Source organism: Halorhodospira halophila (genome assembly GCF_016653405.1).
GTDB lineage: Bacteria > Pseudomonadota > Gammaproteobacteria > Nitrococcales > Halorhodospiraceae > Halorhodospira > Halorhodospira halophila_A.
Map to the genome: position 1 here is coordinate 42,700 of NZ_NHSN01000032.1, position 21,442 is coordinate 64,141.

Here is a 21,442-nt window from a genome sequence, read left to right on the forward strand (position 1 = left end):
ATCACCTTCAAGGAACGCCATGGACGTGCGGCCCCACCATGCGCCCGCGCCGCTGCTGCGGACGGTGACCCTGCTGGTCACCGGCCTGGCCCTGGTCACCGGCTGCGGCGATCCGGGTACCGAGCAGCCCCCCGAGGAGCGGCCGCGCCCGGTCCAGACCCTGGTCCTGGAGGATCCCGACCGCCTCGCCGAACGGCGCTTCACCGGCCGCGTCGAGGCGCAGCACCGGGCCTGGGTGTCGTTCCGCGTAGGTGGCGAGCTGGATACCATCCACGCCGATGTGGGTGATCGCGTGGCCGCCGGCGAGCGCCTTGCCGAGCTGGACGACTCCGACCACGCCCGCGAGGTCGAGGAGCTGGAGGCACAGCTCGAGGCGGCCCGCGCCCGGCAGGCCTACGCGGCCACCGAGTACCTGCGCGCCGCACAGCTGGTCGAGGAGGAGGCCATCACCCAGTCCGAGTACGACCAGGCCGCCCGCCAGCGTGACGAGGCCCGCGCCGAAGCCGCCTCGCTGCAGGCCGGCCTGGCCCTCGCCCGCGACCGGCTCGCCTACACCCGGCTGAGGGCCCCGTTCGAAGGGGCGGTCGCCGAGCGCCGCTTTGACGCCTACGAGGCCGTGCCGCCCCAGGAGCCGGTCTACCTCCTTGAGGACCTCTCGCAGCTGGAGGTCGAGGTCGGCATCCCCGAGGAGTTCATGGTCTACCGGGAGCACCTGCAGCAGGTGCAGGTGCACGTCCCGGCCCTCGACGCGGTCTTCCCGGGGCGGATCCGCACCGTCGGGGTCGACGTGCTCCCCGAGCGCCAGACCTACCCGGTTCAGGTCACCCTGGCCGACCCCGACGACCGGGTGCTGCCCGGGATGACCGCCGAGGCGGTCTTCCGCGCTGACCTCGGCCCCGGCGAGGGGTTCCGAGTCCCACTGACCGCCGTCCACAAGCACGACGGCGAGCCCCACGTCTGGCTGCGCGGCGAGGACCACCGGGTCCGGCGCCAGGCCGTGGAGCTGCTCGCCCTGGATCGGGGCAGCGCTCTGGTCGGTGACGGCTTGGAGACCGGCGACGAGGTGGTGACCGCCGGCGTCCACCACCTGGCCGAGGGTCAGCCCACCCGGCGGATGGATGCGGAGGCGCCGTGAGCATCGGCGGCTGGAGCCTGGCGCATGCCCGGCTGATCGTCTTCGCCACGGTGCTGCTCGGGCTCTCCGGCATCTGGGCCTACGGCCAACTGGGGCAGCTCGAGGACCCCGACTTCACCATCCACACCGCCCTGGTCCAGGCCGAATACCCCGGCGCGCGGGCGCAGCGGGTGGAGGCGGAGGTCACCGAGGTCCTCGAGCGTCACATCCAGCAGCTCGAGGAACTCGAAGAGATCGAGTCGATCAGCCGCGACGGCGAGGTGGTCATCTATGTCGACGTGGATGAGCGCTACTCCGGGGCACGGCTGCGCCAGATCTGGGACGAGCTGAACAAGAAGGTCCAGCGGGCTTCCCGCGAGCTGCCGGACGAGGTGCGCGGACCGGTGGTCGACGACGACTACGGCGACGTCTTCGGCCTGCTCTATGCGGTCACCGGCGAGGGCTACGGCCTACGCGAGATCGACGACTATGCCGATGAGTTGCGCCGCGAGCTGTTGCGCGTCCCCGGCGTGGCCCGGGCAGAGCTCTTCGGCCGCCAGGGCGAGCGAATCTTCATCGAGATCAGCCGCGAGCGCCTGTCGGCTCTCAACCTACACCCCGGGCAGATCGCCGAGACCCTGCAACGGCAGAACGTGGTCGCGCCGGCGGGCGCGATCGATCTCGACGACGATCGGGTTGGGCTGTTCGTCTCGGGGGCCTTCGACAGCGTCGAGGATGTGCGGTCGCTGTCCATCCGTAACCCGGAGACCGACGAGCGCATCTACCTGCGCGACATCGCTGATGTCCGCCGCGGTTTCGCCGATCCTCCCGAGCGCGTGTTCTGCCATGACGGCGAACCGGGCGTAGCGCTGGGGGTCTCGCCGGCTCCAGGGACCAACGTGGTCGAGCTCGGCGAACGCATCGAACAGCGCCTGGCCGAGCTTGAGCACGACCGCCCGGTGGGCATGGCGCTGCACACCGTCAACGACCAGGCTGAGACGGTCCGCGAGGCGATCACCGAGTTCGTCACCAACCTGGCCACTGCCGTGGCCATCGTCCTGGCCGTCCTGCTGATCGCCTTGGGCTGGCGCACCGGAGTGATCGTCGGCGCCGGCGTACCACTGACCATCCTCGGCACCTTCCTGGTGATGTGGGTCACCGGCATCGACCTGCACCGCGTCTCGCTGGGGGCGCTGATCGTGGTCCTGGGCATGCTGGTCGACAACGCCATCGTGGTCGCCGAGCTGACCATGACCCGCATCCAGCGCGGCGTCGAGCGCGCCCGGGCGGCGCGACAGGCGGTCAGCGAGACCGCCGTACCGCTGCTGATCGGCACGGCCATCGCCGCACTGGCCTTCTCGCCGATCAGCTTCACGCCGACGGCAGTGGGCGAGTTCACCAGCTCGCTGTTCTGGGTGGTGGCCTTCGCCCTGGGCCTGAGCTGGATCCTGGCGGTGACCTTCACCACGCTGCTGGCTTACCGCTTCCTGCCCGCACCGGCCGAGGGCGAGGCAGGGGATCCCCACGACACCGTCTGGCACCGCACCTACCGGCGGGCTCTGGGTACGATGCTGCACTACCGCGCCAGCAGCCTGATCGTCGTCCTGCTGGTAGTGGGCATCGCGGTGGCCGCATTCACCCTGGTGCCGCGGATCTTCTTTCCCGCCGCCGACCGGGACCAGTTCCTCATCGACCACTGGCGCAGCGAGGGCACGCGCATCGAGGCGGTGGCCGCCGACACCGAGCGCATCGAGGCCTTCCTGCGCGAGCACGACGACGTCGCTCGGGTGACCACCTTCATCGGCGAGGGGGCTCCGCGCTTCTACCTGCCGATGATCCCGGAGCTGCCCAACCCGGCCTACGCCCAGCTGCTGGTGGGCACCGAACCGGGCAGCGACCTAGATGCGGTGATCGACGATGTGCGCGACTGGCTCGAGGGCCGCTTCGCCGACGCACAGCCGCGGGTGCGGCCGATGATGCTGGGCGATCCGGTGCGCTACCCGGTGGAGCTGCGCGTGGCCGGTCCGCGTGATCACGCGGAGCTGCGCCGGGTAGCCGAGGAGCTGCGCGACTGGCTGGCGGCCCAGCCGGAAACCGAAGGCACCCGGCACAACTGGCGCCAGAAGGCGGTGTCGCTGGATGTCGAGGTCGACCAGGAACGGGCCCGCGCCGCCGGGCTCTCCTCGGCCGAGGTAGCCGAGACCCTGGAGATGGCCTACGACGACGGCCCCATCGGTGTGCTCATCGACGGGGACCGCCACCTGCCGATCCACTGGTATTTGCCCGAGGCCGAACGCGGTGACCTGTCGCGGCTCGATACCCTGGAGATCTGGCCGCGGGACGCCGAGCAGCCGGTCCCGCTGCGCCAGGTGGCGAACCTGGAGCCGGCCTGGGAAGAGCGCAGCATCTGGCGCCAGGACCGGGTGCCGACGGTGACCGTCCAGACGGACCTGGCCGAGGGGGCCACCGCCGAAGGGCTAGTGGCCCGCCTCGACCCGGAACTCGCCGAGCTGGACCTGCCCCCTGGCCTGGAGCTCTCCTGGGGCGGCGAGGCCGAGGCCTCTTGGGAGGCACGGGCCGATGTGCTGGCCTTTGTTCCGCTGGTGCTGGCGGTCATGGCCCTGCTGCTGGTCGCGCAGTTCAACAGCCTACGCGATGCCGCCGTGGTGGCCCTGACCGTGCCGCTGGGGCTGATCGGGGTGGTCGCCGGTCTGCTCGCCTTCCGCCAGCCATTCGGCTTCATCGCCCTGCTCGGCGCCATGAGCCTGGCCGGCATGCTCATCCGCAACGCCATTGTCCTGGTCGAGCAGATACGCCTGCACCGCGATGATGGCATGGCCGTGCAGCCGGCTATCATGGAGGCCGGTGTCGGGCGCATGCGCCCGGTGCTGCTCACCGCAGCCACCACCATTCTGGGGATGATCCCACTGGCTCTCTCCGGGCCTTTCTGGGCGCCCATGGCCATCGCGGTGATGTCCGGCCTGGCCTTCGGCACGATCCTCATCCTCGGGGTCGTGCCCGTGCTCTACGCCCTCTTCCACCGCGCCGAGCATTAGCCGGCGCACCCGTTCCCGTCCTGAAAGCCACCCTCAGCCCGTCCATGCCCATTGCCCAGCTGCTGATCACCATCTACTGCACGGTCCTCGCCTTCTCGGCTATCCACGCCCCGCAGCCGCTGCTGCCGACGCTCCAGGCCGCTTTCTCGGTGAGCGAGCCGAAGGCCTCGCTGCTGCTCACCGCCACGCTGCTGCCGTTGGCCATTGCGCCCATCGCCTACGGCTTCGTGCTCCAGCGCGTATCGTCGCGACAGATGCTGGTGGTGGCCTCGGGGCTGCTGGCCGTGACCCAGCTGGCGGTGGCCATGGCGCCAAGCTTTGAGATCCTCCTCGGGCTGCGCCTGGTTCAGGGCCTGCTGATCCCGGCCATCCTCACCGCGCTGATGACCTACCTGGCCGCCAGCGCCGCCCCGGGGCGGACCACGCGGGTGATGGCCGGCTACGTGGCGGCCACGGTGCTGGGCGGCTTCCTGGGTCGGGCCATCGCCGGCGCGGTGACCACCGCCGCGAGCTGGGAGGCCGCCTTCCTGCTCTTCGGCGTGGCGCAGCTGCTGTGCACCGCCCTGCTGCTGCGTCTGGACGCCGATCCGCAGGCTGGCTTCGGCCGCCTGGACCGCCGCGCCGTCGGCCAGATTCTGCGTCAGCCCCGGGCGCTGCGGGTCTACGGCGCCATCTTCTGTGCCTTCTTCGTCTTCCTATCGCTGCTCACCTTCCTACCCTTCCGCCTGGTGGAGCTCGAGACCGGGCTCAGCGATCTGGGCATCGCGCTGATGTACACGGGCTACCTCATGGGGGTGGTCACGGCACTCAGCGCCCTGCGCGTGGCCGATCGCATCGGCGGCGTGGTCAACACCATGCTGCTGGGCATCGCCATCTTCGCCGCCTCGCTGGCGATGTTCCTCGGACCGTGGCTGGTGGTGATCTTCGCGGGGATGTTCGTCTTCTGCGCCGGGATGTTCCTGCTTCACGCCCTGGCACCGGGGTACCTCAACCAGGAGGTGGAGGGCGAGACCGGCGTGGTCAACGGCCTCTACATCGCCTTCTACTACGCCGGCGGCGCGGTGGGCTCGTGGCTGCCGGGCTACCTCTACCACGGCCTGGGCTGGGAGGCCTACGTGGCCTCCCTGGCCGCCATGCTCGGCCTGGCCGGGTACTGGATCTGGGGGCTGCGCGACCGCGGCGCGGGCCCCGCGCGAACGGGCTAGTCGGGCTGGCGCCGGATCAGCGTGCCCACGCCCTTGTCGGTGAACAGTTCGAGCAACACCGCGTGGGGGACGCGACCATCGATGATATGCGCGTTGCGCACGCCGCCGGCCACGGCGTCCAGGGCGCAGCGGATCTTGGGCAGCATGCCGCCGGCGATGGTGCCGTCGGCGATCAGGCCGTCGACCCGCTCGGGGCTCAACCCGGTGAGCAGATTGCCTGCGCCATCGAGCACGCCGGGGGTATTGGTCAGCAGCAGGAGCTTCTCGGCGTCGAGGACCTCGGCGATCCGGCCGGCGACCAGGTCCGCGTTGATGTTGTAGGACGTTCCGCGCTCATCGACGCCGATGGGCGCGACCACCGGGATGAACTCCCCGGAGTCGAGCATCTCCACCACCGCCGGGTCGATGTGATCGACCTCGCCGACGTGGCCGATATCGATGATCTCGGGGACCTGGTTCTCGGGCCCGGGCTGTTCCACCTCGAGCTTGCGGGCCCGGATCAGGCCACCGTCCTTGCCGGTCAGCCCCACGGCACGGCCACCCTGGGCGCTGATCAGATTGACGATCTCCTTGTTCACCAGGCCACCGAGGACCATCTCCACCACGTCCATGGTCTCGGCGTCGGTGACCCGCATGCCCTGGACGAACTCGGTCTCCTTGCCGATGCGATCGAGCAGGTTGCCGATCTGCGGGCCGCCACCGTGAACCACGACGACGCGGAAGCCGACCAGGCGCATGAGCACGATATCCCGCGCGAAGGCCACCTTCAGCGCCTCGTCCACCATGGCATTGCCGCCGAACTTGACGACGATGGTCTGCCCGCGGAAGCGGCGGATGTAGGGCAGGGCCTCGACCAGGACCTGGGCGGTGAGATCGGGATCGATGGGGTGTTCGGTCATATTGAATTCAGGGTGCGGATTGCTGGGTCAGGGTGCAGGGATGGCCAGGCCGGGGCGCACGCTGGCAAGCAGGGCCTCGAAGGCCTCGCGGATACGGGCCAGGCCGTCGGCGTCGTTGGCCTCGAAGCGCACCACCAGCACCGGCGTGGTGTTGGAGGCGCGGATCAGCCCCCAGCCATCGGGCCACTCCACGCGGATACCGTCGATGGTGTGGATGGTGGCCTCGGTGAAGCGCTGCCGCCCCTCCGCCACCAGCGCATCCATGAGCTCGGCCTGCTCGCCCTCCTGGATGTGGACCTTGAGCTCGGGCGTGGACACCCCCTCAGGCAGCTCGGCGAAGACCTCGGCACTGGGTCGGCCATCGGCGGCGACGATCTCCACCAGCCGGGCACCGGTGTAGAGCCCGTCGTCAAAGCCGTACCAGCGCTCGGCGAAAAAGGTGTGGCCGCTCATCTCGCCGGCCAGGGGCGCACCGCTCTCGCGCAGGGTGGCCTTGATCAGCGAGTGCCCGGTGCGCGACATCTGCGGCCGCCCGCCGGCCGCCTCGATGACGTGCTTGAGGTGCATGCTGCATTTAACGTCGAAGACCACTGGCTCACCGGGGCGACGGCTGAGCACGTCGCGGGCGTAGAGCATCAGCTGGCGGTCGGGCCAGATGATGTTCCCCGCCGAGTCGACGACGCCGAGGCGATCCCCGTCGCCGTCGAAGGCCAGCCCGAGATCGGCACCGCTGTCACGGACGCGACCGATGAGCGTCTCCAGGTTGTGCGGCTCCGCCGGGTCCGGGTGGTGGTTGGGGAAATCGCCGTCGACCTCGCAGAAGAGCGCCTCGACCTGGCAGCCGAGGGCCTCGAAGAGGCGCGGCGCCACCGCCCCGGCCACCCCGTTGCCGGCATCCAGGACCAGGCGCAGCGGCCGCGCCGGGCGGATGTCGCCCGCGATGCGCGCCAGGTAGCGTTCCACCAGGTCCGTGCGTGTCTCCACGCAACCCTCGCCCTCGGCCAGGCAGCCGTCCTGTATGCGCCGGTAGAGCGCCGTGATGGCCTCACCGGAGAGGGTGTCGCCGGCGACCATGATCTTCAGGCCGTTGTATTCCGGCGGGTTGTGGCTGCCGGTGATCATCACCCCGGAGCCGGTCTCCAGCTCGTGGGTGGCGAAGTACATGACCGGGGTGGGGGCCTGGCCGATGTCGATGACGTCGCAGCCGGCGTCGTTCATGCCGGCCGCCACCGCCGCGGCCAGCTCGGCGCTGGAGTGGCGGCCATCGCGGCCGACCACCAAGCGGCGGACACCGCGTTCGCGCGCCTCGCTGCCCACTGCCCGCCCCACCCAGCGGACGATGTCGGCATCCAGGGTCTCGCCCACCACGCCGCGGACGTCGTAGGCACGAAAGATCGATGCGGGTACCTGCGCTGCGCTCACGGGCGCCTCCTTGTCATCGTCATCCTGCGGGGATGCCCCCGCGTCATAGCGTACCGCTGTGGCCGAAGCCACCCTCACCTCGCTCGGTGGTGGCGGAAAAGCCCGAGACGTAATCCAGCGTAACCTGCACCACCGGCTGGAAGAGCAGCTGCGCGATGCGCTCCCCCGGCGTGATCGTATACGGCTCGGTCCCGTCGTGGGCAAGGATCACCCCGATCTCCCCATGGTAGTCGGAATCGATGACCCCGATACCCTGGGCCACACGCAGACCGTGCTTGAGCGATAGCCCCGAGCGCGAGGCCACGACGCCGACCAGGCCCGGATCGTGGATGTTCACGGCCAGCCCGGTGCCGATCAGCTGCCGCCCGCGCGGCTCGAGCACCAACGGCTCGGACAGGCAGGCGCGCAGATCGATGGCCGCCGAACCGTCGGTGGCGTAATCGGGCAGCGGGATCTCGCTGCCGAGGCGTGCGTCGACGATGCGTGCTTCGATCTTACGGTGCATGGGTACTCCTCGCTGCCTCCGCGAACCCGGCGCGCTCGGCCACGATCTGCAGCAGCTCCCGGGCAAGGGCCGTCTTGGGCTGCTCGGCCAGGGCGACGCCGCCGTCGGGCCAGAGGACTTCCAGGGCGTTGTGGTCGGTATCGAACCCCTGCCCCGGACCGACGCGGTTGGCGGCGATCAGGTCGAGGTCCTTGTTGTTGAGCTTACGCCGGGCGTATTCAGCAACGCGCTCGGTCTCCGCGGCAAACCCCACCACGAAGGGGCGCGGCCTGCGCGCCGCCACGGCGCGCAGGGTATCCGGCGTCGGCTCCAGGGCCAGGGTCAGCGCGTCACCGCCTTTCTTGATCTTCTCGGGCGCCTCGTGCTCGGGCCGGTAGTCGCTCACCGCAGCGGCGGCGATGAAGCAGTCCGCCTCGTCGATCCGGCCGAGCACAGCGTCGTACATCTGCCCGGCGCGTTCGACATCGATACGCTCCACGCCCGGCGGCGTGGCCAGGGCGGCGGGCCCGGCAACCAGGATCACCCGGGCTCCAGCCTCGCGGGCGGCCGCCGCCAGCGCGAAGCCCATCCGCCCGGAGCTGCGGTTGGTCAGGTAGCGCACCGGATCCAGGGGCTCGCGGGTCGGGCCGGCGGTGATCAACACGGTGCGCCCGGCCCACGCGCCCCCCGGGGCACCGCCGGCATCGAGCAACGCCGCGGCGATGCGCGCCGGATCGGACATGCGCCCCTCGCCGAACTCACCGCAGGCCTGCTCGCCGTACTCGGGGCCGATGCACGCCACGCCCCGGCGATGCAGCACCGCCAGGTTCTCGCGGGTCGGCACCGCCTCCCACATGACGTTGTTCATGGCCGGAGCCACGGTGATCGGCGCACGGGTGGCCAGGCACAGCGCCGCCGGCAGGTCGTCTGCCCGCCCCTGAGCCAGTCGCGCCAGGAAATCGGCGGTGGCCGGCGCGACGACGATGCGATCGGGCCAGCGCGCCAGCTCGATGTGGCCCATGGCCGCCTCGGCCTCCGCGTCGAGCAGATCCGTGTGGACGCGCTGACCGGAAAGGGCCTGAAAGGTCAGCGGCGTGATGAAGCGCTGCGCGGCGGCGGTCATCGCCACACGCACTTCGGCGCCGCCGCGGCGCAGTTCGCGGACCAACTCGGCGGCCTTGTAAGCGGCGATCCCGCCGCTCACCACGAGCAGGATGCGGATGGTTCGGCTCGGCAAAGACATACGCGTATTGTCGCAGATCCGTGCAGCCAGCGCGCTACTGCGCTACACCGCTAGCGGGCGGGGTTGAATCCCGACCCGCATTCTATAGTGTCATCCCAGTGGGGACAGGGGATTAACCCGAGGAGGCACCATGAGTCGAGAGCACGCGCACGCTGAGCAGACCCAACACGACGACCATTCACCGGAGGTCGGCACCGCGCCCGCACAAGGGCAGGAGGCCGAAGGCAGCGCCCTGGGGCGAATGTTCGGGGCGACGGACGAGAACGCCTTCGACAGCTACGAGGAACTGGATGCCCACATCAAGCGCACGGAGTCCGCGGCGATGGTGCGCCTGATCGGCGCACCGGCGGCGGCCATGGTGGTCCTGCTGGGCCTGCATCTGGTCGGCGCCCACCAGCTGGCCATCGCCCTGGCCTTCCCGGTGCTTTTCATCGTGGCGATCTTCATGATGACGGCCAACATCAACCGCTACCAGGCGCGGCGCCTCAAGCGCGTACGCGACAACTGGGCAGCGGAATAGCCGCGGGGGCGTCGCCGCGCCGCGGCGGCGCCCGCCGACAATTCGTTCACACGACGCCGCCAGGGAGGGCAGTGTCATGTCGATCCGTTCGTGGCCGCGGGACGAGCGGCCCCGCGAGCGGCTCATCCAGCGCGGACCCCAGGCGCTTTCGGATGCGGAGCTGCTCGCCATTTTCCTGCGCACCGGGCGCCGCGGCCAGTCCGCGGTGGAGCTGGCCCGCGAGCTGCTCGCTGCGTTCAGCGGCCTGCGCGGCCTGCTCGAGGCCGATCGCGAGACCTTCGCCGCCCGGCCCGGACTGGGCGACGCCAAGTACGCGCAGATGCAGGCGGCCTTGGAGATCGCCCGGCGCCACTTGGGCCAAGCGTTACAGCGTGGCCCCACCCTCAGCAGCCCGGCGCAGACGCGCACCTACCTCACCGCACTGCTGCGCGACCACCCCAGCGAGGTCTTCGGCGGGCTGTTCCTGGACAACCGCCACCGGGTGATCGGCTACGAGGAACTCTTCCGCGGGACCATCGACGGCGCCAGCGTCTATCCGCGCGAGCTGGTGCGACGCGCCCTGGCCCATAACGCGGCAGCGGTGATCGTCGCCCACAACCACCCCTCGGGCGTCGCCGAGCCGAGCGCGGCGGACGAAGCCCTGACGCACCGCCTGCGCGAGGCCCTGGGACTGGTGGACGTCCGTCTACTGGATCACTTCGTGGTAGGGGACGGCGAGCCGGTCTCCCTCGCCGAGCGGGGTGTGCTTTAGCGGATGGACGAGGTGCCGCGGGGCGGGAGGCTCCGGAGCTCGACGGCTCAGGCGCTGACCGCCCCGCGCAGCTTGCCGATGGCGTTCTTTTCGAGCTGACGGATGCGCTCGGCGGACACGCCGTAGTGGTCGGCCAGTTCCTGCAGGGTCTGGCGCTCCTCCTCCAGCCAGCGGGCACGCAGGATGTGCCGGCTGCGCTCGTCGAGCTGCGCCAGCGCCTGATGCAGGGTGTCGTCCTGGTGGGTCCCCCAGTCGCTGCTCTCGACCACCTCGGCCGGGTCGAAGCGGCGGTCCTCCAGGTAGGCCACCGGGGCACGCACCTGCTCCTCCTCGTCCTCGGAGACCAGCGGGTCGAAGCCGAGGTCCTGCCCCGAGAGGCGCGACTCCATCTCGAGGACCGTCTCCGGCTGCACGCCGAGATCACGGGCCACCGCATTGACCTCGTCGCGGTTCATCCAGCCCAGCCGCTTCTTGGCACCGCGCAGGTTGAAGAACAGCTTGCGCTGCGCCTTGGTGGTGGCCACCTTGACGATGCGCCAGTTGCGCAGGATGAACTCGTGGATCTCGGCCCGGATCCAGTGGACCGCGAAGGAGACCAGGCGGACACCGACGTCCGGATCGAAGCGCTTGACGGCCTTCATCAGGCCAATGTTGCCCTCCTGGATCAGGTCGCCGAGGGCCAATCCGTAGCCCCGGTAACCCCGGGCCACGTGGACGACGAAGCGAAGGTGCGAGAGCACCAGCTGCCGCGCTGCTTCGAGATCCCCTTCGTACTGGCAGCGCCGCGCCAGCTCGTACTCCTCGTCGGCATCAAGCACCGGGATCTGGCTCACCGCCTGGATGTACGCGTCTTCGCTGCTCGTCGGCAGCGGCAGATTCGCGTTACCCGCCGTAACCAGTGCCGTGCTCATACGCGCCTTCTCCTCCAACCTGACCGAGTCTCCTCTTTTGTTTTGCCGGGTTTCGCTGCCCGCACCATTCTTGGGGCAACTGGGGTCGGGACCGGAGGATTTCAAGGGACGGCCCCGCGACCGGATGCCGCATATTATAAAGCATTCAGCGGGCCATGACGATTCACCGCGGTTCGATGGCGCTCAGGTGGCGGGCCACGGCGGTCCACGCCCCCAGTACGCCGAGGACGGCGCCGCCGAGCAGCAGGAGCAGGCCGTTGGCCACCCCCAGCCCACTGAGGGTGAACTCGGTGCCGTAGGCGGCCGCCAGCCGGCTGGCCGGCCCGGCCAGGGCCCAACGACCGAGTTCGGTGAGCACCCAGGCCAGCACCCCGCCGAGCACTCCGTAGCCGAGGCCCTCGTAGAGGAACGGCCGGCGCACGAAACCGTCCCCCCCGCCGATGAGCTTGATGATCTCGATCTCGTGGCGCCGGCTCTCGATGGTGAGGCGGATGGTGTTGCCGATGACCAGGATCACCGCCAGCGCCAGCAGCACCCCGACCGACCAGAGCGCCCGCTCGGCCAGGGTCATCATGGCGTGCAGACGCTCCACCCACTCCTGGTCGAGGCGCATGCGCACCACGGCCGGGTCGTCGGCCAGCGACTCGGCCAGCTCGGCCACCGCCCCGGGATCGAGGCCGCGGTCAGCGGTCACCACGAGCACCGGCGGTAGCGGGTTCTCGTCAAGCAACTCCAGCACGGCATCGAAGTCGGTGCCGGCCCGAAACTCCTCCAGCGCCGCATCCGGTGTCACCGGCTCCACGCCGGTCACGCCCGAGCGTTCGGCCGCCGCCTCGGCCTGCTCACGCAGAGTCTCCGGCCCGGCATCGCGGGCCAGGAAAAGCGAGATCTGCGGCGCCCCGTCTTCCCAGCCGCCGGCCACGCGCTCGGCATTTTCCAGACTGAGCATGAAGGCCGCCGGCAGCGCCAGGGCGATCCCCACCACGGCGCTGGTCAGCAGGCTGTGCAGGGGCGCCCCCTGGGTCCGCTGCAGCGCCGCCGTCAACGCCTGAGCATGGCGAAACAGATAGAGCAAGGGGCCCGCCAGCAGCTGTGCGCCGGCACCGGCGTCACTGCGCCGGCTGGCACGCACCGCCTTGCGCTGCGCGCGTGCCTCGGCCCGGCTCTGGCGACGCCGGGGCGTCGCCCCGCGCTCTGGACGACGCGCCATCAGGCTGCCTCGCGGGCCGGCCGGTCACCGACCAGCTCGCCCTGGCGCAGGGTCAGGGTGCGGCGGCCGAGGCGCTCGACCAGCTCCAGGTCGTGGCTGGCGATCAGCACCGTGGTGCCGATGCTCACGAACGAGGTAAACAACCGCATGATCTCCTCGGAGAGTCCCGGGTCCAGATTGCCGGTGGGCTCGTCGGCCAGCAGCACCGGGGGCCGGTTGACCACCGCGCGGGCGATGCCCACCCGCTGCTGTTCGCCACCGGAGAGGGCTTCAGGAGCGCTCGACTCCTTGTGCAGGAGGCCGACCTTATCCAGGGCCGCCCGGACCCGGCGCGCCGCCTCGCGGCGGGGCACGCCCGCGATCTCCAGGGGCAGGGCGACGTTGCCGAAGACGCTGCGGTCGGCCAACAGACGGTGATCCTGAAAGGTGACCCCGACCCGCTGGCGCAGCAGCGGGATCCTGCGCCGGGGCAGCTGGCCCACATCGACGCCGGCGACCACCACCCGTCCTCCGCTGGGCTGCTCCAGGCGGGGGATCAGGCGCAGCAAGGTGCTCTTGCCAGCGCCGGAGTGACCGGTGATGAAGACCAGCTCCCCCTGCCCGATCTCCAGGCTGACGCCGCGCAAGCCGTCCTGGCCAGCGCGCGGGTAGCGCTTGCTGACCCGGTCGAAGTGGATCATTCCGCGGTCAGCGCCTCCGCAAAATCGGCCGCGCGGAAGGTGCGCAGGTCCTCAACCCTCTCGCCGACGCCGATATAGCGCACCGGCACCTGCAGCCGCTCGGCCAGCGCCAGCAGCACGCCACCGCGGGCGGTACCGTCCAGCTTGGTCACGGCCAGGCCGGTGACATCCACCGCCCGGCCGAACTGCTCGGCCTGGGCCAGGGCGTTCTGGCCATTCCCGCCGTCGAGGACCAACAGGGTCTCGTGGGGCGCCTCATTGTCCTGACGGCCGAGCACGCGGCGGATCTTGCGCAGCTCCTCCATCAGGTTGTCCTGGGTGTGCAGGCGACCGGCGGTGTCGGCGATGAGCACATCCACACCCCGGGCCCGCGCCGCCTGGTGGGCGTCGTAGACCACGGAGGCCGGATCCGAGCCGGTGGGCTGGGCGATGACCGGGCAGCCAACCCGCTCGCCCCACTGCTGGAGCTGATCCACCGCAGCAGCCCGGAAGGTATCCCCGGCGGCGACCATCACCGACTGCCCCTCGCTCTGGAAGCGGGCCGCCAGCTTGCCGATGGTGGTGGTCTTGCCGGCGCCGTTGACCCCGACCGTGAGGATGACGTAAGGGCGCTTGGCCGGATCGACCTGCAGCGGCTGCTCCACCGGCTGAAGCACCTTGACGATCTCGCCGCGCAGGGCCTCGAGCACCGTCTCGCCGGAGCCACCCGCGGAGCCGCCGAGGCGCTCGACCAGCCCATCGAGCACCTTCTGCGTCGCCTCCATGCCCACGTCGGCCTGGAGCAGCCGCATCTCGAGTTCCTCGAGCAGTTCGTCGTCGAGTTCACGGCGGCCGACGAACAGCGTCGCAAGCCCTTCGGTGAGCCCGCTGCGGGTGCGCCGCAGCCCGTTGCGCAGCCGCCCCATCAACCCGGGGCGCTTCTCGGTCTTCTCGCTTTCGCTCATGGCCTTCGGCACGATTGTGGTCTCAGGGATGCCGCGGGGTTCGATGGGCAACGGCCGCCCGCGACTTGTGCTGTCGGGTATCCTACCATTGGATCGGAACCCGGCGGCGACCCGACCCAGAGGAGCCATGGCCCCGCTCAGACTGCTCACCACCCTCCTACTCTTCGGCCTGGCGTCCGCCGCGGCGGCGGACCGGATCCACCACCACGAGCTGGACAACGGCCTGACCGTCCTTGTTCAGGAGGACCACCGCGGCGGCGTGGTCGCCTCGATGCTCTGGTATCACGTCGGCTCCGGACACGAGCATCGACCGATCACCGGCATCTCCCACGCCGTCGAACACATGATGTTCAAGGGCACTGAGGTGCGCGGGACCGGCGAGTTTGCACGTCTAATCGCCCGCGAGGGCGGGCGGACCAACGCCTTCACCGCCCGCGACTTCACCGGCTACTTCCAGCTGCTGGCCGCCGACCGCCTGGAGCTGGCCCTGGAGCTCGAGGCCGAGCGCATGCACCGGCTGGTCTTCGACTCCGAGGAGTTCCAGCGCGAGATGCAGGTCATCCATGAGGAGCGCCGCCAGCGCGTGGACGACCCGCCCGAGGCCCGGGCCTTCGAGCGCTTCACCGCCACCGCGCACATGGCCAGCCCGTATCGCCACCCGATCATCGGCTGGCGCAAGGACCTGGACCGCCTGCGTCTCGAGGAGCTCGAGGCCTGGTATCAGCGTTGGTACACGCCGGGCAACGCCACCCTGGTGGTGGTCGGTGCCGTGGAACCCGAGCGGGTCTTCGAGCTGGCCGAGCGCCACTTCGGCGCGGTCCCCGCGGGCGAGGTCGAGCCGCCGCCGGAAGGGCGCGAGATCGCGACCGGCCCCGGTGAGCGGCGCATCGAGGTGCGCTTCGAGGATGCCCGCGTGCCGCTGCTCTTCCTCGGCTACAACGTCCCCTCGCTGGCCACGGCGGCCGAGCCCAGCGACGCCTACGCCCTGCTGCTCGCCGCCGAGCTGCTCGATGGCGGACGCTCCGCCCGGCTGCCCGAGGAACTGGTGCGCGGCCCCGGCCTGGCGACCAGCGCCTCAGTCGGCTACTCCCCGGTAGCACGCCTCGACACGCTGTTCTCGCTGGTGGCGAGGCCGTCCGAGGGCCACGACCTGGACGAGCTGGAATCCGCCCTGCGCGAGCAGGTTCGCCGGCTCCGCGACGATCCGGTGGAGGACTCGGAACTCGAGCGCGCCATCACCCGCCTGCTCGCGGCCGAGGTCTACGCCCAAGACGCCCCCATGGGGCGCGCCCAGCGCCTGGGCCGACTGGCCAGCACCGGGATCGGCTGGGAGGAGGCGCAGCGCTTCGAGGAGCGGGTGCGCGCGGTCACGCCGGAGGACATCCAGCGCGTCGCCCGCACCTACCTAGAACCGGAACGGCTCACCGTGGGCCGCCTGCTGCCCGGCGAGGAGGAGTGATGCGTCTGCTGGATCGATTGCGCGCCGCTGCCGTGGCCGCCACCACCCTGCTGGCCGTCCCCGCGCAGGCCGATCCGTTCGGACCTGAGGTGCAACGCTGGGACGGCCGCGAGGGGGCTGCCGTCTACTTCATCGAAGCCCGCGAACTCCCGATGGTGGACGTCCGGGTGATCCTTGACGCCGGCAGTGCCCGCGACCGCGGCACACCGGGCCTGGCCGGGCTCACCGCGCGCACCCTGGACCAGGGGGCCGGCGACATGGACGCCGGCGAACTGGCCCGCCGCCTGGAGGATGTCGGCGCGCGGCTGAACACCTCCGCCGGCCGCCACCAGGCCGAGGTCCATCTGCGCAGCCTCTCCGAAAGCGCTGCCCTGGACGCCTCAACGGAGCTGCTCGAGCAAGTGCTCGGCGCGCCGAGCTTCGACGACGCCGCCGTCGAGCGGGAGCGCAGGCGCATGCAGCAGGCCCTGCGGGCCGAGCGGCAGTCGGCCTCGCGCATCGCCCTGCGCTCGCTCTACGCGGCCATGTACGGCGATCACCCCTACGCCACTCCGGCCTCGGGCACCGAGGCGGGGCTGGACAGCCTGGACGCGGCGCGCGTGGCGGCCTTCCACGCGGAGCACTACGTCGCCGCCAACGCCAGCGTTGCCATCGTTGGTGATCTCGACCGCGAGGAGGCCGAAGCGCTGGCCGCCCGGCTCCTCGGCGCCATGGAGGCCGGCGAACCCGCGCCCTCGCTACCCGCCCCCCCGAGCGAGCCGAAAGAGACGGAGGTCCGCATCGACTTCCCCGCCTCGCAGACCGCGCTGATGATGGGCCTGCCCGCCATCGCCCGCGGCGAGGAGGAGCTGGAGTACCCGCTGCGGGTTGCCAATCACGTCCTCGGCGGCGGGGGCCTGGTCTCGCGGCTCTACCAGAGCATGCGCGAAGAGCGCGGCCTCTCCTACGCCTCTTCCTCGAGTCTCAACATCATGCCGCAGCGTGGCCCGTGGCTGATCCGTTCCACCGTCGAGGCTGGCCGCAGCGAGGAGGCCCTGGAGGTGCTGCGCGGGGAGATCGAGCGCCTGGCCCGGGACGGGCTGGACAGCGAGGAGATCGACGCGGCGGTGCGCCATCTAACCGGCGCCTTCCCGCTGAGCGTGGCGAACAACTCGGCCCTGGCCGGGCAGCTCAGCGTCCTGGCGGCCAACCGCCTGCCCGCCGATCACCTGGCGCGCTACATCCCGCGCATGGAGGCCGTCGATGAGCAGGCAATCCGCCGGGCCCTGGACGAGCGGCTGGACCTGGCGCGGATGGTCACCGTCCTGGTCGGCCCGGGGGTGGAGGACGCCGACGTGGAGATGGATCCGCCGTGAGCCGCCGACGCGGGAGCGAGCTGCGCATCATCGCCGGGCAGTGGCGGGGCCGACGCCTTCCGATCCCGGCCCAGGCCGGGGTCCGGCCGACCGGCGACCGGGTCCGCGAGACGCTGTTCAACTGGCTCGCGCCGATGCTGCCGGGGGCGCGCTGCTTGGACCTGTTCGCCGGCACCGGGGCACTGGGCCTGGAGGCGTTGTCGCGTGGCGCCGCCGAGGTGGTCCTGGTCGAGCGTGACCGGCGCATCGCCGACGGCTTGCGGGGCAACCTCACCACCCTGGCGGCGACGGGCGCCCGCATCGAGGTGGCCGACGGCGCCGACTACCTGCAGGGGCCTCCTGCAGCGCCCTTTGAGATCGTCTTCCTGGATCCGCCCTACGGCAGCGGGCTTCTGGAGGTGTGTTGCCAGCGGCTAGCCACGGCGGGATGGCTGACGCCCGGGGCGCAGATCTATATTGAAGACGATCGGAATGCGCCGACACCGGAACTGCCCGCCAGCTGGTCCGTGCACCGGGAAGGCCAGGCCGGACGCTGCCGCTTTCGGCTGCTGCGCGCGGACGGAACCAACCGAGATGAGGACTGAGGAGCCATTGATGGGCGTAACCGCCATCTACCCGGGGACCTTCGACCCGATCACCCACGGGCACACCGATCTGATCCAGCGCGGGGCGCGACTGTTCGACCGCCTGATCGTCGGCGTTGCCGCCAACCCCAGCCCCTCGAAGACCCCCACCTTCGCCGTGGAGGAACGCCTGGAGCTGGCCCGCACCGCGTTGGCCGGCGTCGACAATGTCCAGGTGGAGGCCTTCACCTCCCTGCTGGTGGACTTCGTAGCGCACCACGAGGCACAAGTCATCGTCCGGGGCCTGCGGGCCGTCTCCGATTTCGAATACGAGTTCCAGCTGGCAAGCATGAACCGCCAGCTGCGCGCCGACGTCGAGACTGTCTTCCTCACCCCGGCGGAGCAGTACGCGTTCATCTCCTCGAGCCTGGTCCGTGAGGTCGCCGCCCTGGGCGGCGATGTCTCGCGCTTCGTCCACCCGGCCGTGGCGGAGGCGCTGCGCCTGCGCGTCCGCCGCGTTCCCTGACCCGCACCCCGCGAAAAGGAGGGCGCCATGGCCTGGTCGTGGTTCAAGCCGCTGGTCTACGACAACAGCGTGCTCGAGGCGGCACAGCTGCTGCAGATCTCCGAGTACGACTTCTTCGCCCTCGCCCACTGGCACCAGTTCCGGCGCATTGCCAGGCGCGAGGACCTGGACCGTCTCTTCGGGCTGTACATGCGCGACCAGGACCGCACCCCACCGTGGGCGCGGGAACTGGCCCGGGAGATCATCGCCCGGGCCGACGAAGGGACCCTCGACCCACGGGACTACGGCGTCCGGGCCCCGGTCCCCAAGCTCGACGACCTGTTCCGGATGCTGCGCGACGTGTTCATCATCCTGCTGTTCATGACCCTGTTCGCCATCGGCCTGTGGCTGGGGCAGCCGGCGCTCTGAGCACGCTCAGCGCTGGCAGCGGGGGCAAAACCAGGTCCCGCGCTGCGCCACCCGGAGCTGGCGCAGCGCACTGGCGCAGGACGGGCAGCTGGAGCCGCCGTAGACCGACAGATCGACGGCGAAATACCCCGGCCGCCCCGCGCCGTCGGTGAAGTCGCGCAGGGTGGTGCCACCGGCCGCCAGCGCCGCCTCCAGAACCTCCCGCACGGCCCCGGCCAGGCGCTCGTACCGCACCCGCGCGATGCGCCCGGCGGCGCGATCCGGGCGGATCCCGGCACGAAAGAGCGCCTCGTTGGCGTAGATGTTCCCGACCCCGACCACCACGGTGGCATCCATCAGGAAGGCCTTCACCGCCACCCGGCGCCCCCGGGCGGCGCGGTGCAGATACGCGCCGTCGAACGCCGGCCCCAACGGTTCGGGCCCCAGGCGGGAGAGCAGCCGATGGGCCTCGGGGTCGCCCTCGCCGAGGAGCAGGCAGCCGAAACGCCGCGGGTCGGTCAGCCGCAGGGCGCGGCCGTCGTCGAGCACCAGATCGACGTGGTCATGCCGCCCGGGCGCATCGGTCGCCGCCACCAAGCGCAGGCTCCCGGACATGCCCAAGTGCAGCAGCAGCCAGGCGCCACCGGCGAGGCGGATGAGCAGGTACTTGGCGCGGCGTTCCAGGGCCACCACCGGCTCGCCGGCAACAGCGGCCTCCAGCCCGGCCGGGACGGGATAGCGCAACCGCGGCTGGCGCACCACGACGCGCTGCAGCGCCCGTCCGACCAGGTGCTCCTCCAGGCCACGGCGGATGGTCTCCACCTCGGGCAGCTCAGGCACGCGGCGTCCCCACCCGAATCACGACGACGACGGCGAGCCGCGCCGCCGCGGCGGGAGTCGATCGGCGCGCTCGGCCCGGGAGAGATGGGCCAGCCAGGCCCACTGGGCGTCCGCCCAGCGCAGCGCCTCGAGGTAGTGGTGATTGACCTGCAGCGGCTCGATACCGCTTCCGGCCAGGCGCTCCCAGTCGCCGCGCTCTTGGGCCAGCACCGCCGCGAGGATGCCGCCGTAAGGGCCTTCAAGCTCGAGCAGAGCCTGACGCACCTCGGTGCTCAGCGGCAACTCGGCACAGATGACCGACAGCGGCGCATCGAGCACCGCATCGAGCCCCGAGAACAGACCGATGGTGAACGCCGCTCCGGGGTCCGAGCCACCGTGGCGGTGCCGGACGAGCTGCTCGCAGGTGCGCGCACGCACCAGTAGGGCCACGATGCGCTCGGAGGGTTGATCGCCGTAGGAGGTCATGGCCAGCAGCACGGCCCAGTTGGCCAGCTGCCGCCGCCCCAGATAGAGCACGGCGGCACGGATGCTGTCGATATCCCGCGTGGGGAACAGCGGCGAGGCCAGGTAACGCAGGATCTTGTACGACAGCGAGACGTCCTGGCCGATGATCCGCTCGATCTCGCGGACATCCAGCTCCGGGCGCTGCAGCGAGGCGATCAGGCGCAGCAATGGCAGGCGGTTGTGCGGCACCGAGCGCCGCGAGAGGGTCGACGGCCGCGACAGGAAGAAGCCCTGGAAGTAATCGAACCCCGCGGCACGGCAGAGCTCCATAACCTCCCGGCTCTCGATCTTCTCGGCGAGCAGGGCGGGCACCCCCTGGCGCTGCAGAGTCCGAGCGTGGCGGACGATCTCCTGCGGCGCCATACCGAGCACGTCCACCTTGACCATGTCCACGCAGGGCAGCAGGCGCTCCCGCCCCGAGCCGTCGAGCAAATAGTCATCCAGGGCAATGCGGTAGCCCTGCCGTGACAGCCGGCACAGCGCCCCCCTCAGCTCGGCGTCCGGCTCAATGTCCTCCAGGACCTCAAGGACCACCTCGTGCTGCGGGAACGGGACGGGCTGCTGCAGGAGGAATCGTCGGGTGAGGTTGAGATACGCCGGCTGCCCGCCGGTGACCGCGCGGAGCCCGATCTCCATGAAGGCGTTGAGGATGACCGTGGCAGTGGCGGCGTCGCCGTCGACAAAGCGGGCCGAGTCCTCGCGCCCTCCGCGGTAGAGGAGTTCGTAGCCGCAGACTCGCAGTTCGCGGTCGAACACCGGCTGACGAGCCAGGAAGACCTCCGACATGGCAGGGACTCTCCACGATGCAGCGTTGGGGGGCTGGCTGCAAGGGTCTTCGAGCCAGGCGGACCGGTCAAGCGCGCTCGGAACCCCGAAACGACACGGGCCCGGTGCCGAAGGCAGCCGGGCCCGTTCGCCACACGGCGCATGGGGACGCCGTCGGTGTTACTTGAGCTTGGTCTCGCGGTAGGTCACGTGCTTGCGCACCACCGGATCGTACTTCTTCATCTCAAGCTTGTGCGGGGTGTTCCGCTTGTTCTTGTCGGTGGTGTAGAAGTGGCCCGTGCCGGCGCTCGACACCAGCTTGATCTTTTCGCGTGCGCTCTTCCCGGCCATTAGACCCTCTCCCCACGGGCCCGCATGTCGGCGAGCACCGCGTCAATGCCGCGTTTATCGATGATCCGCATGCCCTTGGCGGAGACACGCAGCCGTACCCAGCGATTCTCGCTCTCCACCCAGTAGCGGTGATCGTGCAGATTGGGCAGAAAACGCCGGCGCGTCTTGTTGTTGGCGTGGGAAACGTTGTTTCCCGTACCCGGACGCTTGCCGGTGACTTGGCAGACCTTGGACATAACTACGCTCCTCAATC

The 21,442-nt window shown here is 70.5% G+C and carries 22 protein-coding genes; 10 read left to right on the forward strand and 12 right to left on the reverse strand.

Annotation, left to right across the window (positions count from 1 at the left end; translation table 11 throughout):
• Positions 1-19 precede the first annotated feature (19 nt).
• The 3 genes from CCR79_RS12170 to CCR79_RS12180 are packed head-to-tail and all read left to right on the forward strand — an operon-like array spanning position 20 to position 5,375.
• Entirely contained in the window at positions 20-1,135 is a 1,116-nt protein-coding gene (locus tag CCR79_RS12170) for an efflux RND transporter periplasmic adaptor subunit (protein ID WP_201173226.1), read from the forward strand.
• The gene (locus CCR79_RS12175) at positions 1,132-4,170 is read left to right on the forward strand and encodes an efflux RND transporter permease subunit (RefSeq protein WP_201173229.1); all 3,039 of its coding nucleotides are present in this window, start codon (positions 1,132-1,134) and stop codon (positions 4,168-4,170) included. Before CCR79_RS12170 ends, CCR79_RS12175 begins: the two co-directional genes overlap by 4 nt.
• A gap of 44 nt (positions 4,171-4,214) precedes the next feature.
• The gene (locus CCR79_RS12180) at positions 4,215-5,375 is read left to right on the forward strand and encodes an MFS transporter (protein ID WP_201173232.1); all 1,161 of its coding nucleotides are present in this window, start codon (positions 4,215-4,217) and stop codon (positions 5,373-5,375) included.
• Here CCR79_RS12180 and argB read toward each other — a convergent pair.
• The 4 genes from argB to coaBC are packed head-to-tail and all read right to left on the reverse strand — an operon-like array spanning position 5,372 to position 9,423.
• The gene (gene argB / locus CCR79_RS12185) at positions 5,372-6,274 is read right to left on the reverse strand and encodes an acetylglutamate kinase (protein WP_201173234.1); all 903 of its coding nucleotides are present in this window, start codon (positions 6,272-6,274) and stop codon (positions 5,372-5,374) included. The two genes, CCR79_RS12180 and argB, sit on opposite strands and share 4 nt — an antisense overlap.
• Positions 6,275-6,301: 27 nt before the next feature.
• Positions 6,302-7,696 carry a phosphomannomutase/phosphoglucomutase gene (locus tag CCR79_RS12190; RefSeq protein ID WP_201173236.1) on the reverse strand — a complete coding sequence of 465 codons (1,395 nt, stop codon included), beginning with the start codon at positions 7,694-7,696 and terminating at the stop codon, positions 6,302-6,304.
• 43 nt (positions 7,697-7,739) lie between these two features.
• Positions 7,740-8,201, reverse strand: coding sequence for a dUTP diphosphatase (gene dut / locus CCR79_RS12195; protein WP_201173237.1), 462 nt, complete (start codon positions 8,199-8,201; stop codon positions 7,740-7,742).
• Positions 8,191-9,423 (reverse strand): bifunctional phosphopantothenoylcysteine decarboxylase/phosphopantothenate--cysteine ligase CoaBC, encoded by a 1,233-nt coding sequence (gene coaBC / locus CCR79_RS12200; protein ID WP_201173239.1) that lies wholly within the window; start codon positions 9,421-9,423, stop codon positions 8,191-8,193. The genes dut and coaBC overlap by 11 nt, the downstream gene beginning before the upstream one ends.
• Before the next feature lie 130 nt (positions 9,424-9,553).
• Here coaBC and CCR79_RS12205 point away from each other — a divergent pair, with 130 nt between their 5' ends.
• Both CCR79_RS12205 and radC read left to right on the forward strand, forming a co-directional pair.
• Positions 9,554-9,943, forward strand: a complete 390-nt coding sequence (locus CCR79_RS12205) for a hypothetical protein (RefSeq protein WP_201173241.1) — start codon at positions 9,554-9,556, stop codon at positions 9,941-9,943.
• 76 nt (positions 9,944-10,019) lie between these two features.
• A complete protein-coding gene (gene radC, locus CCR79_RS12210) occupies positions 10,020-10,694 on the forward strand; it encodes a RadC family protein (protein ID WP_201173243.1) in 675 nt (224 codons plus the stop codon).
• A 47-nt stretch (positions 10,695-10,741) separates the two neighbouring features.
• On the opposite strand, the gene rpoH is transcribed toward radC, so the two are convergent.
• From rpoH to ftsY, 4 genes are all read right to left on the reverse strand, one after another.
• Entirely contained in the window at positions 10,742-11,605 is an 864-nt protein-coding gene (gene rpoH, locus CCR79_RS12215; RefSeq protein WP_201173245.1) for an RNA polymerase sigma factor RpoH, read from the reverse strand.
• A 163-nt stretch (positions 11,606-11,768) separates the two neighbouring features.
• Positions 11,769-12,815 (reverse strand): permease-like cell division protein FtsX, encoded by a 1,047-nt coding sequence (gene ftsX / locus CCR79_RS12220; RefSeq protein WP_201173247.1) that lies wholly within the window; start codon positions 12,813-12,815, stop codon positions 11,769-11,771.
• Positions 12,815-13,495, reverse strand: a complete 681-nt coding sequence (gene ftsE, locus CCR79_RS12225) for a cell division ATP-binding protein FtsE (protein ID WP_201173249.1) — start codon at positions 13,493-13,495, stop codon at positions 12,815-12,817. Before ftsE ends, ftsX begins: the two co-directional genes overlap by 1 nt.
• Positions 13,492-14,439, reverse strand: coding sequence for a signal recognition particle-docking protein FtsY (ftsY, locus tag CCR79_RS12230; RefSeq protein WP_201173251.1), 948 nt, complete (start codon positions 14,437-14,439; stop codon positions 13,492-13,494). The genes ftsE and ftsY overlap by 4 nt, the downstream gene beginning before the upstream one ends.
• Positions 14,440-14,566: 127 nt before the next feature.
• On the opposite strand from ftsY, the gene CCR79_RS12235 reads away from it, so the two are divergent.
• Genes CCR79_RS12235 through CCR79_RS12255 form a run of 5 tightly spaced genes read left to right on the forward strand, consistent with a single transcriptional unit; the run spans position 14,567 to position 18,750 of the window.
• Positions 14,567-15,898 carry a M16 family metallopeptidase gene (locus tag CCR79_RS12235; protein ID WP_201173253.1) on the forward strand — a complete coding sequence of 444 codons (1,332 nt, stop codon included), beginning with the start codon at positions 14,567-14,569 and terminating at the stop codon, positions 15,896-15,898.
• Entirely contained in the window at positions 15,898-17,253 is a 1,356-nt protein-coding gene (locus tag CCR79_RS12240; protein ID WP_201173255.1) for a M16 family metallopeptidase, read from the forward strand. Before CCR79_RS12235 ends, CCR79_RS12240 begins: the two co-directional genes overlap by 1 nt.
• Positions 17,250-17,837: a 16S rRNA (guanine(966)-N(2))-methyltransferase RsmD gene (rsmD, locus tag CCR79_RS12245; protein WP_201173270.1), complete on the forward strand. Its 588-nt coding sequence runs from the start codon at positions 17,250-17,252 to the stop codon at positions 17,835-17,837. Before CCR79_RS12240 ends, rsmD begins: the two co-directional genes overlap by 4 nt.
• A 10-nt stretch (positions 17,838-17,847) precedes the next feature.
• Complete coding sequence (coaD, locus tag CCR79_RS12250; RefSeq protein ID WP_201173285.1) at positions 17,848-18,342, forward strand: pantetheine-phosphate adenylyltransferase; 495 nt, start codon at positions 17,848-17,850, stop codon at positions 18,340-18,342.
• Between the two features lie 27 nt (positions 18,343-18,369).
• Positions 18,370-18,750 (forward strand): hypothetical protein, encoded by a 381-nt coding sequence (locus tag CCR79_RS12255; RefSeq protein ID WP_201173288.1) that lies wholly within the window; start codon positions 18,370-18,372, stop codon positions 18,748-18,750.
• Positions 18,751-18,756: 6 nt separating this feature from the next.
• Here CCR79_RS12255 and mutM read toward each other — a convergent pair whose 3' ends face one another.
• From mutM to rpmB, 4 genes are all read right to left on the reverse strand, one after another.
• Positions 18,757-19,569, reverse strand: a complete 813-nt coding sequence (mutM, locus tag CCR79_RS12260; RefSeq protein ID WP_201173298.1) for a bifunctional DNA-formamidopyrimidine glycosylase/DNA-(apurinic or apyrimidinic site) lyase — start codon at positions 19,567-19,569, stop codon at positions 18,757-18,759.
• Positions 19,570-19,587: 18 nt separating this feature from the next.
• On the reverse strand, positions 19,588-20,859 hold the full coding sequence (locus CCR79_RS12265; protein WP_201173300.1) for an EAL and HDOD domain-containing protein: 1,272 nt from the start codon (positions 20,857-20,859) through the stop codon (positions 19,588-19,590).
• Between the two features lie 159 nt (positions 20,860-21,018).
• Complete coding sequence (rpmG, locus tag CCR79_RS12270) at positions 21,019-21,189, reverse strand: 50S ribosomal protein L33 (protein WP_011815098.1); 171 nt, start codon at positions 21,187-21,189, stop codon at positions 21,019-21,021.
• A complete protein-coding gene (rpmB, locus tag CCR79_RS12275) occupies positions 21,189-21,425 on the reverse strand; it encodes a 50S ribosomal protein L28 (RefSeq protein WP_201173302.1) in 237 nt (78 codons plus the stop codon). Before rpmB ends, rpmG begins: the two co-directional genes overlap by 1 nt.
• Positions 21,426-21,442 lie beyond the last annotated feature (17 nt).

Bases quoted from the DNA above. Each gene is read 5' to 3' on its own strand.
- CCR79_RS12265 (WP_201173300.1), bottom strand. From the start codon at position 20,859: ATGTCGGAGGTCTTCCTGGCTCGTCAGCCGGTGTTCGACCGCGAACTG.
- rpmB (WP_201173302.1), bottom strand. From the start codon at position 21,425: ATGTCCAAGGTCTGCCAAGTCACCGGCAAGCGTCCGGGTACGGGAAAC.
- ftsX (WP_201173247.1), bottom strand. From the start codon at position 12,815: ATGGCGCGTCGTCCAGAGCGCGGGGCGACGCCCCGGCGTCGCCAGAGC.
- rpoH (WP_201173245.1), bottom strand. From the start codon at position 11,605: ATGAGCACGGCACTGGTTACGGCGGGTAACGCGAATCTGCCGCTGCCG.
- CCR79_RS12255 (WP_201173288.1), top strand. From the start codon at position 18,370: ATGGCCTGGTCGTGGTTCAAGCCGCTGGTCTACGACAACAGCGTGCTC.
- CCR79_RS12180 (WP_201173232.1), top strand. From the start codon at position 4,215: ATGCCCATTGCCCAGCTGCTGATCACCATCTACTGCACGGTCCTCGCC.
- radC (WP_201173243.1), top strand. From the start codon at position 10,020: ATGTCGATCCGTTCGTGGCCGCGGGACGAGCGGCCCCGCGAGCGGCTC.
- ftsY (WP_201173251.1), bottom strand. From the start codon at position 14,439: ATGAGCGAAAGCGAGAAGACCGAGAAGCGCCCCGGGTTGATGGGGCGG.
- CCR79_RS12240 (WP_201173255.1), top strand. From the start codon at position 15,898: ATGCGTCTGCTGGATCGATTGCGCGCCGCTGCCGTGGCCGCCACCACC.
- ftsE (WP_201173249.1), bottom strand. From the start codon at position 13,495: ATGATCCACTTCGACCGGGTCAGCAAGCGCTACCCGCGCGCTGGCCAG.
- dut (WP_201173237.1), bottom strand. From the start codon at position 8,201: ATGCACCGTAAGATCGAAGCACGCATCGTCGACGCACGCCTCGGCAGC.
- coaD (WP_201173285.1), top strand. From the start codon at position 17,848: ATGGGCGTAACCGCCATCTACCCGGGGACCTTCGACCCGATCACCCAC.
- CCR79_RS12170 (WP_201173226.1), top strand. From the start codon at position 20: ATGGACGTGCGGCCCCACCATGCGCCCGCGCCGCTGCTGCGGACGGTG.
- coaBC (WP_201173239.1), bottom strand. From the start codon at position 9,423: ATGTCTTTGCCGAGCCGAACCATCCGCATCCTGCTCGTGGTGAGCGGC.
- CCR79_RS12235 (WP_201173253.1), top strand. From the start codon at position 14,567: ATGGCCCCGCTCAGACTGCTCACCACCCTCCTACTCTTCGGCCTGGCG.
- CCR79_RS12205 (WP_201173241.1), top strand. From the start codon at position 9,554: ATGAGTCGAGAGCACGCGCACGCTGAGCAGACCCAACACGACGACCAT.
- rpmG (WP_011815098.1), bottom strand. From the start codon at position 21,189: ATGGCCGGGAAGAGCGCACGCGAAAAGATCAAGCTGGTGTCGAGCGCC.
- argB (WP_201173234.1), bottom strand. From the start codon at position 6,274: ATGACCGAACACCCCATCGATCCCGATCTCACCGCCCAGGTCCTGGTC.